Genomic DNA, 12,411 nt, shown 5'->3' on the forward strand with positions numbered 1-12,411 from the left:
TCCGTTGCTGCGGTAACGGCTGCTTAGGGTTCCGCCCTTACGGCGGCTCACTTTTGAGAAGCGCAAAAGTAAGCAAAACGCTTTATGCCCCACCACTCGGTGCCTCGCCTAGGCTCGGCATGCCTGAACGAAGGCATTGCTCCGTGGGCCGCCGCGAAGGGCCATCCATGGCCCAGCGCGGCTAACCCGGCATCCATGCCGGGTTGCCCACTGCGCAATACCTTCGTTCAGCCAGCGTGGTTAATGGGGCGCCGAGATCAACGTCCACCGCGAGGCGGCCTGACAGCAGGCCTATCTCTCCGGTTGTCCCCCGATCCAATTGTGGGAGCGGGCATGCTCGCGAAGGCGGCCTGGCAGCCGGCCTATCTCTCCGGCTGCCCCCAATCCAATTGTGGGAGCGAGCTTGCTCGCGAAGGCGGCCTGACAGCCGGCCTGGTTCTCCCGGTCGTGCCCCGATCCAATTGTGGGAGCGGGCTTGCTCGCGAAGGCGGCCTTATAGCCGGCCTGGTTCTCCCGGTCGTACCCCGATCCAATTGTGGGAGCGAGCCTGCTCGCGAAGGCGGCCTGACAGTCGGCCTGGTTCTCTCGGTCGTGCCCCGATCCAATTGTGGGAGCGGGCCTGCTCGCGAAGGCGGCCTGACAGCCGTTCTGGTTCTCTCGGTCGTACCCCGATCCAATTGTGGGAGCGAGCTTGCTCGCGAAGGCGGCCTGACAGCCGGCCTGGTTCTCTCGGTCGTGCCCCGATCCAATTGTGGGAGCTTGCTCGCGATGATGGCAGCCAATACAACTTAGTTGTAACCGAGCTACCGCTATCGCGAGCAAACTCGCCCACAGTGATTACTCGGGCTTCTCTTAGGTCTCGACTTGCATCATGAATAGCTACCTCACCTCAACCACATCCAACGCCCGATTTGCCAGCAACTGCCCCAGCTCAATCATCTGCTGGACCCCCAGCGCGATATGTCGCCGCGAGCCCTCCAGGTCGAACGCCAGGTCACTGACCATGGCATTGGCCGAGGCCAGGGTTTCGCTGAGATTGGCGAGCAGGCATTCAGCGTCGATGTTGGGGGCGATGATGAAAAGGATGTCGGGTGCGTCTGAGGTGTCGTTGTCGGCTTTCGGCTTGAGGTAATAGTCCAGGGCGCGGGTGGCCGCGTCATCGAGTTTCTTGGCGTTGGCCGATTGGCTGCGGGAGATATGATCGTCAGGGGGATTTGGAGTGTTCTTCGGCATTCTATGGATCCTTGAAGTTGAGCCACCACACACTCGCGACTAAACGAGGGGTGGCAGCTGTACGCAGGTTAGTCGACCGGGGATCCAAGGAACCGGCGCGCCCGAGGGCGCCCTGCGCACAGCCACCATCAAGTACAGGGATGAGATACCTGACTAATGGAGCAGTGAGCACCTTGGAGTACCGAGCGACTAAACCCGACCACTACTGATGGGCAGTGACGAGAACCAAAGTACCGATGGGATCCAAGGTGGACAAGCCGGCGGATTCTGGCGCAGTTGTAGGCAGAGGCGCAAGGCGATGTAGCCTGGTGCCGCGCATTTGAAGGACGCAGGGGCGGCGGCTTCCTAAGAATGTGTAGGAGGCGTTTCTTCGTGACCAGCAAGCTCTTGTGGCGAGGGGATTTATCCCCGTTGGCTGCGCAGCAGCCCCTAGAGTCAATTCAATGGTTGCGGCATTTGGGGCCGCTTCGCGCCCCAGCGGGGATAAATCCCCTCGCCACACTGGCCTGAATAGGCTTCAAGTGGGCTGTATCCCATGTTTATGCAAATCAGCATTTGTCTTCTGCGAAAAGAACAAGCACTATGCGCGTTATGCAAAAACGCAACGTTTCTACCGTATTAAGAGCATTGCTCGACCAGCACGGGATCTCCCCCACGGAGCTTCACCGGCGTACCGGCGTGCCTCAGTCCACCCTCTCGCGGATCCTCAGCGGCAAGATTGTCGACCCTTCGGATAAACACATCTCGAAGATCGCCGAGTACTTCGCCGTGAGCACCGATCAGTTGCGCGGGCGCGCGGACGTTGTGCCCGCCGGCAATGCTCGCCGCGATGAGCCGCATTCCGAACTCAAGGACATAAGCCTGTGGGACGACGAAACACCCGTCGAAGAAGACGAAGTGTCGGTCCCTTTTCTGCGCGAGGTTGAATTGGCTGCTGGATCAGGGAGATTCGTCATCGAGGAAAGCGAGCGCTCAAGCCTGCGCTTCGGCAAGCGCAGCCTGCGCCATAACGGCGTGCAGTTCGACCAGGCCAAATGCGTGACGGTGCGCGGCAACAGCATGTTGCCGGTGCTGCGCGACGGGGCCACGGTCGGGGTGAACGCAGGCAAGTGCGGGATCGGCGACATCGTCGACGGTGATCTCTACGCCATCAACCACAACGGCCAACTGCGGGTGAAGCAGCTTTATCGCCTGCCCACGGGCATTCGCCTGCGCAGCTTCAATCGCGATGAGCATCCGGATGAGGACTACACCTTCCAGGAAATGCAGGATGAGCAGATCGTCATCCTCGGTCACGTCTTCTGGTGGGGCATGTACGCCCGTTAACCCCTCTGCTGTCAGATAAAACCCGCCGCCGTGCGGGTTTTTTTTCGCCTCCTGAAAACCCGCAACCCCTGTATCTACGAGGGATTAATGCATTTGCGCATTCGCCATGCATAAATAAATGCATTTGCGCATTGACTGTATATGCATTCATGCATATTCTGTGTCCAAGCCGCTCGACAAAGCGGCTGGCAACGAAGCTCTTTAGTTCCATCAACAGGCAGCGATGAACCGGCCTCAACGGTTCAGAGGGTTGGCAACTGACCCGGGTGTGCAGCGTAAAGCACCAGAAGCAGTTATCCGGCGGGCAGGGACCGCGGCCGGAGGAACAATTTGAATGGATCCGTACCGCGCCAGTCGCGCCGAAAGATCAAGCGCATTACTGAAAAGCCTGGGCAACCGGGCTTTTTGGAATGCCTGCACCGTGAGGTGCGTTCAAACGCATCACCGCCGCCAATGGAGGGCTTTCAATGCTGAAGGATTTCAGATGCGGTCACTGCAAAAGGCTTCTGGCCCGCGTGGGCGAGAGCACCGAACTCCAGATCAAATGTTCCCGGTGTGGGACGCTAAATCATGTGAAGGCCGTTGAGCCTCGAGTGAACGCCAGTGAGCGAACAGAGTGTGGAATAGACCCTGCACTCCGTACTCAATGACATCCATCGAGGTAAGAAAAATGAAATTGCTCAAGAGAATCCTACTGGCGACTGCGTTTCTATCGTCCTTCGTATCCCTGAACGGTTGGGCTGATACGGCCCTGTCATGGAACCTGGCCCGGGACATGTACCTGATGACCGAAGCCGCACCGGCCGGTTCGCCCTGGTCCTTCATGCAAAACAAATCGGGGGTGAACGCCTCGGCCAACTACACGCTCTTCCCGATGTTTCAGGGAGGGGAATGCAATGGCAAACCGACCACCTGCTGGCGGGACGATGCCACGGGAGCCTGGATTTCCATTCCCAACGCTAGTTTCACCTTCACTGGCTCGGGCACCAGTTTCGTGTTCAAGCAGGGCGACGTGGCCACGCATCCCGGCACCAACAGCCAGAGCATCTTCCGCTGGGCCAGTCCTGTCACCGGCAATATCAACGTGTTGGGGCGGGTCAATGATCTGCATAACGCTTGCGGGGATGGTATTGGCTGGTCGCTCAACCTGGGCGACACCGTGCTGCAGTCCGGGAGCCTGGCAAACGGCGGCAGCACTACGTTCATGTTGAACAACGTCCCGGTCACACCGACGTCTTTTCTTTATCTGGTCATCGACAGAAAGGCTAACAACTCTTGCGACGCGACCAGCGTGGACATGCTGATTACTCGGTAAAAACCTATTTATCTAACGGAAATAACCTGATGAAAAAAATGCTCAGTGTGCTGATCGCAGCCGTCCTGGCTACCCAAACCCTCTATGCGTTTGCTGAAACCTCACCTGTCGGTTCCTGGCAATTCGCTTATTACCACGTTCCGGGCGGCGGTTTTTATGCCAACCAAACTATCTGTTTCAAAGAAGACAACACCTGGTACTCGAGTTCCCAGGCCGGCTGGAAGGGCGCGTGGTTCCAGAATGGGGACGATCTCCAATGGAACGGGAGTGTGCCAATGCCGGGTGCAGGGAGTGCCAACAATCTCGCGACCATTGCCATGGGTAAGTTAGCTGTCGCTGGTTCGATGTCGGGTAACTACGCGGAATGGGCCGCACCCAGTGCGCTACCGCTGTCTTGGGACAGGCACTACACCTACACCATGACTTACAAAGGCGCGACCTGCGCTGCGCCAAAGTGATGTCAGCCTCCAATTGCCTGACAAACGTTTGAACGCCGTTTCTAGCGACTTAATGGGTTTTACCGACCCACCTCTCTTTCAACTTCAAACAACTTACCCGCCCAATCTTATTCACCCCCAGGAAGCATGACATGACAAACGAGCAACAAGCGTTGCTGGACATGCCGATCTGGCTGGTCATCGTGCTCGCCCTGGTGGGCGGGGTGTCCGGCGAGATGTGGCGCGCCGACAAGGAGGGCGCCCGTGGCTGGTCGCTGTTGCGGCGATTGGCCTTGCGCTCCGGTGCCTGCGTGGTCTGCGGCGTGTCGGCAACCATGCTGCTATACGCCCTCGGCATGTCGATCTGGAGCGCCTGCGCCCTGGGTTGCCTGACCGCCATGGCCGGTGCCGATGTGGCGATCGGTCTCTACGAGCGCTGGGTCGCCAAGCGGATCGGCGTATGCGAAGTGCCACCGCGAGACCCTACCGACCAGCCGTGAACCTACATCGCTGATCCCTACACAAGGAGGTGATCAATGCCCGTCCTTATCGAAAAACCGTCGCAGTTGTGCTCGGCCATTGCCCAGGCGCTGCGCGCCATTTATCCCGCCTTGAAAGTCGGCAGCCCCCAGGATTTCGATGGCACCGACGACCAACCCTGGGTGCTGATTGCGCTTGAGCGTGATGCGCCCGGTAACCGCGCCAATGACGGGCGTATCGCCCATGTCCTTACGGTTTCCTTGCAAGTGGTCATGGCCGTTCCTGGATGGGATGCCTGCGACCTGGCCGGGGAGTTGAAACACCTGGTCATGGATAACCGTTGGGGGCTGTCGGGCGATCAATGCGACCTGCCCACGGAGCTCGATGGCCTGCCGTCCACGTTCATTAATCCCGAACGGGCGTACACCGCCTGGACCCTTTCCTTCAACCAAACCCTGTACTTGGGCCCGACGCTGCTGGAGGACCCACTGGGTATCCCGAAGTTTGCCCGCACTTGGGAAGTGTCGGACATCGACGATCCCGATCAATACACCGCACTCGAGGGCTGAGCCATGTTTGATGCGCTGTTACGCATGCATCTGGGGCCGATCATCGAGCGTCTGGCTCAGATGGAAACCGAGCTGGAAGATTTGCATCGGCGGGCGGAGAGTTTCTGCCGCATTGGCGTTTGCCAGGAAGTCGACGCGGCCAGCAACACCTGCAAGGTCAGCCATGGTGGCCTGCTGACTCCGGCGATCCGCTTTTTCAACCCGAGCGCCGGCGCCCAGAGCGAGTCGCGGATTCCGTCCGTGGGCGAGCAGTGCCTGTTGCTCAATCATGGCGGCGGCGAGAGTGGCGGGCAGGCCGTGGCGTTGTTCGGCCTCAACGGCGGTCAGTTTCCGCCCGTCTCGACCCAGGCCTCGCTGACGCGGCGCCTCTATCAGGACGGTACGGAAAACGGCTACGACCACGCCAGCCATGTCCTGCACTGGCAGAACGGCCCGGCGACGTTCAGCGGCTCTCGCGAATCCCTGCAGTTGAACATTGGCCCGTCGCGGCTGGCGATGACACCCGAGACCATCGAATTGCAAGTCGGCGCCGTCGGCATTCGACTCGACGCCTCCGGCGTGCACCTGAGCGGCCCGGTGGTGGATCACCAGGGACGCGTCATCAGTACCGCATAAGAGATTTCCTCATGATTGGAATCGATCGAAATACCGGCGCCACGGTCGACGACTGGCTGCAGTTCGTGCAGCGGGCCACTCGTGCATTGACCACGCCATTGGGCACTCGCCAGAAGCGCCCGTTGTATGGCTGCGCACTCACGCAGTTGTTGGGGCAGAACCTCGGCGACGACCTGCTGATCCTTGCCCAGAGCCACGCGGCCCAGGCGTTCTACAACCCGGATAACGGCATCGATGATTTCGAGCCGCAGGTCATTGTCGCCAGCCGACAGGGGGCCGGATTGCTGTTGCGTTTCGCCGGCACCTGGAAAAACCGCAAACAGACGTTCGAGGTGGTGACATGAGCATGCTGATACCCGGCCAGAACCAACTGGCCGAACCGGCCATCGTCACCGTCGAAGCGTTCGAGGACCTGCTCGCAGAGTTCAAGACCTTCGTGGTCGAGTACGTCGGCGCACGCTCTCCCGCCAGTGCGGCGAAGCTGGTGGACAGTCTCGAAAACGAAAGCGAACTGCTGACCCTGGCTCTCGAGGCTTTCTGCGTTCGGCTGCAAACCCATGAACGCAAATACAACGCCCGCATCAAGCAGATGTTGGCGTGGTGGGCCACGGGCACCAACCTCGACGCTCGTCTCGCGGACATGGGCCTTGAGCGTCAGTTGCTCGACCCGGGCGACCCGGCGGCGTTCCCGCCCATCCCCCCGGTCTACGAGAGCGATGACGATGCGCGGTTGCGTTACTACCTGGCGCCCCACGCCCCGGCGGCCGGCTCGCGGATGCAGTATCGGCGGGAGATTTTTACCTTGGGTGAACGGCCAGCGGTGAGGGTGGAAAACGCCTCGGCGGGTGTGGTGACGGTTACCTACACCTTCGATCCGGATGGTTATGCGGCGCAGGTCAAGGACGGTAATGGGCGTCGGACCGCGCCGGGCCAGGTCACTGTCACGGTGCTGTCCCGTGACGGCGATGGTACGCCGACCGAGGCGCTGCTCGAGGGTGTTCGTCAGCATTTCGCTCGGCCTGATGTGCGTCCGGAAACCGACCTGGTCATCGTGCAGGCCGCGCAGATCAAACCCTACAAAATCCGCGTCGTGGCGAAGATCAATGCCGGCCCGGATTCGGGGTTGACCCAGGTTGCCGCCCAGCAGCAGCTACAGGCATATGCCGAAGCCTGTCATCGCCTGGAAGGCCGGGTGGACCCCAGCTGGATCGATTACACGTTGCACAGCGCGGGCGCGGTTCAGTTGCAGATTCTCGAACCGCTCGCACCGATTGTGACGACGGCTTTCCAGGCACCGTATTGCACGGGCATCGAGGTCGAGGTGGATACGTTATGAGTGACGACACTCCTCGTCCAAGCCTGCTGCCGGTCAACAGTTCACCGTTGGAAAGGGCACTGGATCTAGGGTTCGCTCGGCTGCTCGAACGCATCGATCCGCCGTTTCCCGAACTGATGAACCCGGCCACCACGCCCTTGGCGTTCCTGCCGTATCTCGCGGCGGATCGTGGGGTCAACGAATGGAGCTCCGCGGCGCCCGAGGCGGAAAAGCGCCTGACCGTTGAGCTCGCCTGGCCCACCGCTCGGCAGGCGGGGACGCGAAAGGCGCTGGAAAATGCCGCCAAGGGTTTGCAACTGATGCCCGAGGTGCGCGCCTGGTATGAGCAAACACCCGCTGGCCCGCCCTACAGTTTTTCCGTCAGGGCATTTACCGAGCAGCCCTACAGCGAAGCCATTGATGCCCGTCTCGATCGCCGCCTGGCCGAGGCCAAGAGCGAGCGCGACACCTTGAAGGTGTCTGTCGGCTTGAGTGCATTCGGCCGTCACGTCATCGGAGCCGCCACGCTGTGCGGTGAGCTGGCCACGGTTTACCCGATTGTCATCGAGGGGCTGGAAGCCTCGGGTCAGGCCTTCATGGCCGCCGGACTCTACACCGTCGAAACCTCCACTATTTATCCACAGGGGTCCTAAATGGCCGACTACTACACCCTGCTCACCGATGCGGGGATCGCTTACGAAACCGCCTGCAAGGCGGCGGGCACACCGATCAAGCTGTCGCAGATTTCCGTCGGTGATGGCGGCGGCGAGGTCTACAACCCGGCCGCCACCGCCACGGCGCTCAAACGCGAAGTGTGGCGCGGGCCACTCAATGCGCTGTTCCAGGATGAAGCCAACCCGAGCTGGCTGCTGGCCGAGGTCACCATCCCGTCCGATGTGGGTGGTTGGTATGTGCGTGAGGCCGGGATCTGGACCGATACCGGCATTCTCTATGCGATTGTCAAATATCCGGAGTCGTTCAAGCCGGTATTGGCGACGTCTGGTTCGGGCAAAGAGTTCTACATTCGGTCGATTTTCGAGACCAGCAATGCCGAGCTGGTGACATTGTTGATTGACGATACGATCGTCAAGGCTACGCGGGCCTGGGTGGCCGGCTATGTGGCCGACGAACTCGCCAAGCTCGACAGGAAGCAGTCGGTGCGGGTGGCGACAACGGTCAACATTGTCTTGAGTGGCGCGCAAACCATCGATGGTGTTGCTGTGATCACCGGCAATCGGGTCTTGGTCAAGTCCCAGACCTTGGCGAAAGACAACGGTATCTACGTGGTTGCGAACGGCGCTTGGGTTCGGGCAAAAGATGCCGATGCGAGCGTCGACGTGACTTCGGGGTTGATTGTCTCGGTGGAGGAGGGCGCGACACTTGCCAACACGATCTGGCAGTTGATTACCGACGGTACGATTGTACTGGGCACTACGGCGTTGACGTTTCAGAACATCACTCAAGGATTTGCGCCGCTCAATTCGCCGGTGCTGGTTAATCCGACGGCAAATACGCCGCCGCTATTCGACAACACGAAGTCGATCGCGACGACTGAATACGTTATGCGTGCCAGCGGTAACTATCGCGGCTTTACCAGCTTGACGTCGGCCACCACATTGACGGCAGCAGCGGTCGGCACTCTAGTTTCGGTGATCGGGACGTTCACGCTTACCTTGCCGACGGCCAACGCCCTACCATCGGGTGGTTCGATCCACTTCCGGAACATTGGCGGCGGCATTGTCACCTTGGCCTGTGTGGGGGCTGATCTAATCAACGCCGGAAACTTCAATCAGCCCAACAGTATTGCATTGCAGCCGGGTACCACCTTGGTGTTGAGCAGTAATGGTGTGACTGCCTGGTGGGCGGAAGGATCTGCACAGTTGCAGTTTTCCAAGGTGTTTGGTGACACCCCGGCGCAATTCGATAGCAGTAAGTTGCTGGCAACTACTGAGTTTGTGAAGAGAATGGGGGTCGAGTGGTCGAGCCTCACCTCGGTCAGCGCCAACACCGTTCTGGGGAATTCAAGCGCTGGCGGCATCGTTACTGCGTCAGCGTCGACGGCGATCAACGTTACTTTGCCGCCCACCGCGCCAGTAGGGCCAGGAGCCATGATCATGGTTCTGAGTGGTGGGGCAGGTGCTGTCACGCTGCTGGCTTCGAATGGCGAGCAGATTACTAATTCGAGCGGAAGCGCAATAACACTTGTTTTGGGACAGGGTGATTTTGCGATATTGACCAGACTAACTGGCGAGTGGCGATTGGTCGGCGGTACCGCTGCGTTGAAGTTCTCCAATGCATTTGCCGCAATTTTTGGATATACCGCCAATCAGGTATTGCCAAGCGGCTGGATATTCAAAATCGGACACGCTTCAACGGATGTCGCGACAGGAACAGTGCCGGTAACGTTTCCTGTCGCATTCCCTACAGCCTGTATGTACGTAGGAGCGATCTATGCCGGGGCTACTTCCGCGACGAATCTATCCGTTTGTCAATCCGGAGTACCGACCCGTACAGGTTTTACGGGCTACATCACTAATGTGGCTGGCAATAACTCTGCTGTCACCGTGGGTGGTTACAACTGGCTAGCCATCGGCTACTGAGGCGACTATGTACGCAAAATGGATTGAAGAAGACGGTCGATTTGCCTTCGAGCTAATTGATAACGGGGGCATAGAGATATCTGATGAAGATCATGCGGCGCTCTTTGAGCCGCGACAGGGGAGGAAGATCATCGGCAGGGGGCCTGATGGTTTTCCGCAATTGCAAGACCCGTCATTGCCGACGCTAGCTGAGCTATCGCTCGTTGAGCGTGCATGGCGGAATAGGCAGCTTTCACTTACTGATGGGATGGTAACGCGTCATCGAGATGAGCTGGAAGATGGGACCGAAACCACGCTTTCGGTTGAGCAATACGCTGAGCTGCAAGCGTATCGCCGGATTCTACGTAATTGGCCTGAGGCCGGGGAGTTCCCGCTGAAGGAGCATCGTCCGCTCGCACCGTCTTGGCTCGCCGAGCAATCCCAGTAACCGCCCCGTAACTACGGGGCGTTTTCTTTTCCGCCAAAACAACTGACAACATCCGACAGCCCCTTCCTCAAGGGGCTTTTTCGTATCTGGAGAACCCAAAAATGGCACTACGCCAAACCTACACCGTGCTCCTCCCATTCCCCATCGGCGGCGGTCACTGGTCGACCACCGGCCAGGAGCTCGACCTGCTCGACGTCGAGGCCAGCGCCCTGCGTAGCGCCGGTCGTCTGGCGCTGAAAAAAACCGAAGCCGTCGAACCGGCTTCTGCATCCAACCCGGCCAAAAAGGCCGCCACCAAGAAGGCTGAATAACCATGGCTGAGGTTTTGAACTTCGAGCACAACGGCATTACCGTCAATGCCACTGAATCTCCTGAGGCCATGGGTGGCCTGGGTGATAACGTCATCGGTCTGGTCGGCACCGCGCCGAATGCCAACCCGCTGATTCCGAAAAACACCCCGTTCCGTATCAACAGCTTCACCACCCAGGCCCAGTTGGACCCGACCGGTGCCGAAGCGGGGACGTTGTTCCACGCCGTCTACCAGATCCTCAAGGTGGTCAAGGTGCCGGTGTACGTGGTGATCGTCGAAGAGGGCGCCACGCTGGCCGACACGCAGAACAATGTCATCGGCGGTATCGAAGCGCAGACCGGTCGCAAGTTGGGCCTGGCGGCGTTAAGTGGGGTTGCCGAAGACCTGACCATCATCGGCGCGCCGGGCTTCACCGGCACCAAGGCGGTGGCCAGCGAGTTCGCCTCGTTCGGCAAGCGCATCAAGGCGCGGGTGGTGCTCGACGGCAAGGACGCCGCGGTCGCCGATCAAGTGACTTACAGCCAGGAACTGGGCGGTGCGGACCTCGGTTTCGACCGTTGCCTGGTGGTGCACAACATGCCGGCGGTGTACTCCAAGGCGGCGAAGAAAAACGTCTTCCTGGCCCCGTCGAGCCTGGCCATCGCCGCCCTCGCCAAGGTCAAGCAATGGGAGAGCCCGGGCAACCAGGTGACCTACGCTGAAGACGTCTCGCGCACCGTCGAATACAACATCCTCGACACCTCCACCGAAGGCGATCTGCTCAACCGCTACGGCATCAGCTATTACGCCCGGACCATCCTCGGCGGCTTCTCGCTGCTGGGCAACCGCTCCATCACCGGCAAGTTCATCAGCTACGTCGGCCTGGAAGATGCCATCAGCCGCAAGCTGGTGAAGGCCGGCCAGAAAGCCATGGCCAAGAACCTGACCAAGTCGTTCATGGACCAGGAGGTCAAGCGCATCAACGACTGGCTGCAAACCCTGGTCGCCGACGAAACCATCCCGGGCGGCAGCGTGTACCTGCACCCGGAATTGAACAGCGTCGAGAAGTACAAGAACGGCATCTGGTACGTGGTCATCGACTACGGCCGCTACGCGCCGAACGAACACATGATTTATCAACTCAATGCCCGCGATGAAATCATCGAGCAGTTCCTGGAGGACGTTCTCTAATGTTTACCAACCGCGTAAGACAGGCCATCGCGGCCACCCTGCAAGGCTTGCCGTTGTCGGCGACCGTGGAAAGTTTCACCCCTCCCAAGATTGAGTTCGCCATGGAGACGATGAGCGGTGGGCGCTTTATTGGCGAGGAAATGGCCAAGAGTGGCACCGTGCTCGGGGCTACGTTGGTGCTGCAAGGCGTGGGGCCGGAAATCATGTTGGCCCTGGGGGTGAGTGTCGGCGACGACATCCTGCTGAACGTGCGCGAGGCCGGTCAGGACCAGGATGGCAATACCTGGTTCACCTACCACACCGTCGGCGGGAAGTTGAAGTCTCTGGTCGAAGCGCCGCTGAAAATGGGTGATAAACCGACCACCACGCTGGACCTCTCCTGCCGCACCTACAACCGCCTGGAAAACGGCGTTCCGGTGATCGACATCGACGTGCGTACCCAGAAGTTCGTGCTCAACGGCGTCGACATTCTCGGCGATGCGCGCCGTGCGGTGTTGTTGCCCTAAGTCACTGCCAGCCACTGTGGGAGCGAGCTTGCTCGCGATAGCGGAGTGTCAGACACCTCGATGCTGAATGCACCGCCGTCATCGCGAGCGAGCTCGCTCCCACAGGTT

Annotated in this window: 16 protein-coding genes; 15 read left to right on the forward strand and 1 reads right to left on the reverse strand. The window is 59.7% G+C overall.

What is annotated here, in order from left to right; genetic code table 11:
• Nucleotides 1–879 precede the first annotated feature (879 nt).
• The gene (locus ACMTA2_RS06805; RefSeq protein WP_413794229.1) at nt 880–1,233 is read right to left on the reverse strand and encodes a DUF6124 family protein; all 354 of its coding nucleotides are present in this window, start codon (nt 1,231–1,233) and stop codon (nt 880–882) included.
• Between the two features lie 591 nt (nt 1,234–1,824).
• Between ACMTA2_RS06805 and ACMTA2_RS06810 the strand changes: the two genes are divergently transcribed.
• The 15 genes from ACMTA2_RS06810 to ACMTA2_RS06880 all read left to right on the forward strand — a co-directional run bounded on the left by ACMTA2_RS06810 (nt 1,825) and on the right by ACMTA2_RS06880 (nt 12,303).
• Nucleotides 1,825–2,559, forward strand: a complete 735-nt coding sequence (locus ACMTA2_RS06810) for a LexA family transcriptional regulator (protein WP_003198297.1) — start codon at nt 1,825–1,827, stop codon at nt 2,557–2,559.
• Nucleotides 2,560–3,026: 467 nt separating this feature from the next.
• Complete coding sequence (locus tag ACMTA2_RS06815) at nt 3,027–3,209, forward strand: Com family DNA-binding transcriptional regulator (protein ID WP_413794230.1); 183 nt, start codon at nt 3,027–3,029, stop codon at nt 3,207–3,209.
• Between the two features lie 20 nt (nt 3,210–3,229).
• On the forward strand, nt 3,230–3,874 hold the full coding sequence (locus ACMTA2_RS06820; RefSeq protein WP_413794231.1) for a hypothetical protein: 645 nt from the start codon (nt 3,230–3,232) through the stop codon (nt 3,872–3,874).
• Nucleotides 3,875–3,903: 29 nt separating this feature from the next.
• Nucleotides 3,904–4,332 carry a hypothetical protein gene (locus ACMTA2_RS06825; RefSeq protein WP_413794232.1) on the forward strand — a complete coding sequence of 143 codons (429 nt, stop codon included), beginning with the start codon at nt 3,904–3,906 and terminating at the stop codon, nt 4,330–4,332.
• A gap of 131 nt (nt 4,333–4,463) precedes the next feature.
• Nucleotides 4,464–4,811 (forward strand): phage holin family protein, encoded by a 348-nt coding sequence (locus ACMTA2_RS06830; RefSeq protein WP_413794233.1) that lies wholly within the window; start codon nt 4,464–4,466, stop codon nt 4,809–4,811.
• 36 nt (nt 4,812–4,847) lie between these two features.
• On the forward strand, nt 4,848–5,360 hold the full coding sequence (locus tag ACMTA2_RS06835; RefSeq protein ID WP_413794234.1) for a hypothetical protein: 513 nt from the start codon (nt 4,848–4,850) through the stop codon (nt 5,358–5,360).
• 3 nt (nt 5,361–5,363) lie between these two features.
• Nucleotides 5,364–5,975: a phage baseplate assembly protein V gene (locus tag ACMTA2_RS06840; protein WP_413794235.1), complete on the forward strand. Its 612-nt coding sequence runs from the start codon at nt 5,364–5,366 to the stop codon at nt 5,973–5,975.
• An 11-nt stretch (nt 5,976–5,986) separates the two neighbouring features.
• Nucleotides 5,987–6,319, forward strand: coding sequence for a hypothetical protein (locus tag ACMTA2_RS06845; RefSeq protein ID WP_018607976.1), 333 nt, complete (start codon nt 5,987–5,989; stop codon nt 6,317–6,319).
• Nucleotides 6,316–7,311 (forward strand): baseplate J/gp47 family protein, encoded by a 996-nt coding sequence (locus tag ACMTA2_RS06850; RefSeq protein WP_413794236.1) that lies wholly within the window; start codon nt 6,316–6,318, stop codon nt 7,309–7,311. Before ACMTA2_RS06845 ends, ACMTA2_RS06850 begins: the two co-directional genes overlap by 4 nt.
• Nucleotides 7,308–7,943: a phage tail protein I gene (locus ACMTA2_RS06855; protein WP_413794237.1), complete on the forward strand. Its 636-nt coding sequence runs from the start codon at nt 7,308–7,310 to the stop codon at nt 7,941–7,943. Before ACMTA2_RS06850 ends, ACMTA2_RS06855 begins: the two co-directional genes overlap by 4 nt.
• On the forward strand, nt 7,944–9,890 hold the full coding sequence (locus tag ACMTA2_RS06860; protein WP_413794238.1) for a phage tail protein: 1,947 nt from the start codon (nt 7,944–7,946) through the stop codon (nt 9,888–9,890).
• Between the two features lie 7 nt (nt 9,891–9,897).
• A complete protein-coding gene (locus ACMTA2_RS06865; protein WP_413794239.1) occupies nt 9,898–10,317 on the forward strand; it encodes a phage tail assembly chaperone in 420 nt (139 codons plus the stop codon).
• Nucleotides 10,318–10,418: 101 nt separating this feature from the next.
• Nucleotides 10,419–10,628 (forward strand): hypothetical protein, encoded by a 210-nt coding sequence (locus ACMTA2_RS06870; protein WP_413794240.1) that lies wholly within the window; start codon nt 10,419–10,421, stop codon nt 10,626–10,628.
• A gap of 2 nt (nt 10,629–10,630) precedes the next feature.
• Entirely contained in the window at nt 10,631–11,797 is a 1,167-nt protein-coding gene (locus ACMTA2_RS06875) for a phage tail sheath protein (RefSeq protein ID WP_413794241.1), read from the forward strand.
• Nucleotides 11,797–12,303 carry a phage major tail tube protein gene (locus tag ACMTA2_RS06880; protein WP_092443712.1) on the forward strand — a complete coding sequence of 169 codons (507 nt, stop codon included), beginning with the start codon at nt 11,797–11,799 and terminating at the stop codon, nt 12,301–12,303. The genes ACMTA2_RS06875 and ACMTA2_RS06880 overlap by 1 nt, the downstream gene beginning before the upstream one ends.
• Nucleotides 12,304–12,411 lie beyond the last annotated feature (108 nt).

The organism is Pseudomonas medicaginis (assembly GCF_965119365.1).
Classification (GTDB): Bacteria; Pseudomonadota; Gammaproteobacteria; order Pseudomonadales; family Pseudomonadaceae; genus Aquipseudomonas.

What these genes read in the sequence shown, in the direction of transcription:
- ACMTA2_RS06805 (WP_413794229.1), bottom strand. Translation starts at nt 1,233, where the DNA reads ATGCCGAAGAACACTCCAAATCCCCCTGACGATCATATCTCCCGCAGC.
- ACMTA2_RS06810 (WP_003198297.1), top strand. Translation starts at nt 1,825, where the DNA reads ATGCAAAAACGCAACGTTTCTACCGTATTAAGAGCATTGCTCGACCAG.
- ACMTA2_RS06815 (WP_413794230.1), top strand. Translation starts at nt 3,027, where the DNA reads ATGCTGAAGGATTTCAGATGCGGTCACTGCAAAAGGCTTCTGGCCCGC.
- ACMTA2_RS06820 (WP_413794231.1), top strand. Translation starts at nt 3,230, where the DNA reads ATGAAATTGCTCAAGAGAATCCTACTGGCGACTGCGTTTCTATCGTCC.
- ACMTA2_RS06825 (WP_413794232.1), top strand. Translation starts at nt 3,904, where the DNA reads ATGAAAAAAATGCTCAGTGTGCTGATCGCAGCCGTCCTGGCTACCCAA.
- ACMTA2_RS06830 (WP_413794233.1), top strand. Translation starts at nt 4,464, where the DNA reads ATGACAAACGAGCAACAAGCGTTGCTGGACATGCCGATCTGGCTGGTC.
- ACMTA2_RS06835 (WP_413794234.1), top strand. Translation starts at nt 4,848, where the DNA reads ATGCCCGTCCTTATCGAAAAACCGTCGCAGTTGTGCTCGGCCATTGCC.
- ACMTA2_RS06840 (WP_413794235.1), top strand. Translation starts at nt 5,364, where the DNA reads ATGTTTGATGCGCTGTTACGCATGCATCTGGGGCCGATCATCGAGCGT.
- ACMTA2_RS06845 (WP_018607976.1), top strand. Translation starts at nt 5,987, where the DNA reads ATGATTGGAATCGATCGAAATACCGGCGCCACGGTCGACGACTGGCTG.
- ACMTA2_RS06850 (WP_413794236.1), top strand. Translation starts at nt 6,316, where the DNA reads ATGAGCATGCTGATACCCGGCCAGAACCAACTGGCCGAACCGGCCATC.
- ACMTA2_RS06855 (WP_413794237.1), top strand. Translation starts at nt 7,308, where the DNA reads ATGAGTGACGACACTCCTCGTCCAAGCCTGCTGCCGGTCAACAGTTCA.
- ACMTA2_RS06860 (WP_413794238.1), top strand. Translation starts at nt 7,944, where the DNA reads ATGGCCGACTACTACACCCTGCTCACCGATGCGGGGATCGCTTACGAA.
- ACMTA2_RS06865 (WP_413794239.1), top strand. Translation starts at nt 9,898, where the DNA reads ATGTACGCAAAATGGATTGAAGAAGACGGTCGATTTGCCTTCGAGCTA.
- ACMTA2_RS06870 (WP_413794240.1), top strand. Translation starts at nt 10,419, where the DNA reads ATGGCACTACGCCAAACCTACACCGTGCTCCTCCCATTCCCCATCGGC.
- ACMTA2_RS06875 (WP_413794241.1), top strand. Translation starts at nt 10,631, where the DNA reads ATGGCTGAGGTTTTGAACTTCGAGCACAACGGCATTACCGTCAATGCC.
- ACMTA2_RS06880 (WP_092443712.1), top strand. Translation starts at nt 11,797, where the DNA reads ATGTTTACCAACCGCGTAAGACAGGCCATCGCGGCCACCCTGCAAGGC.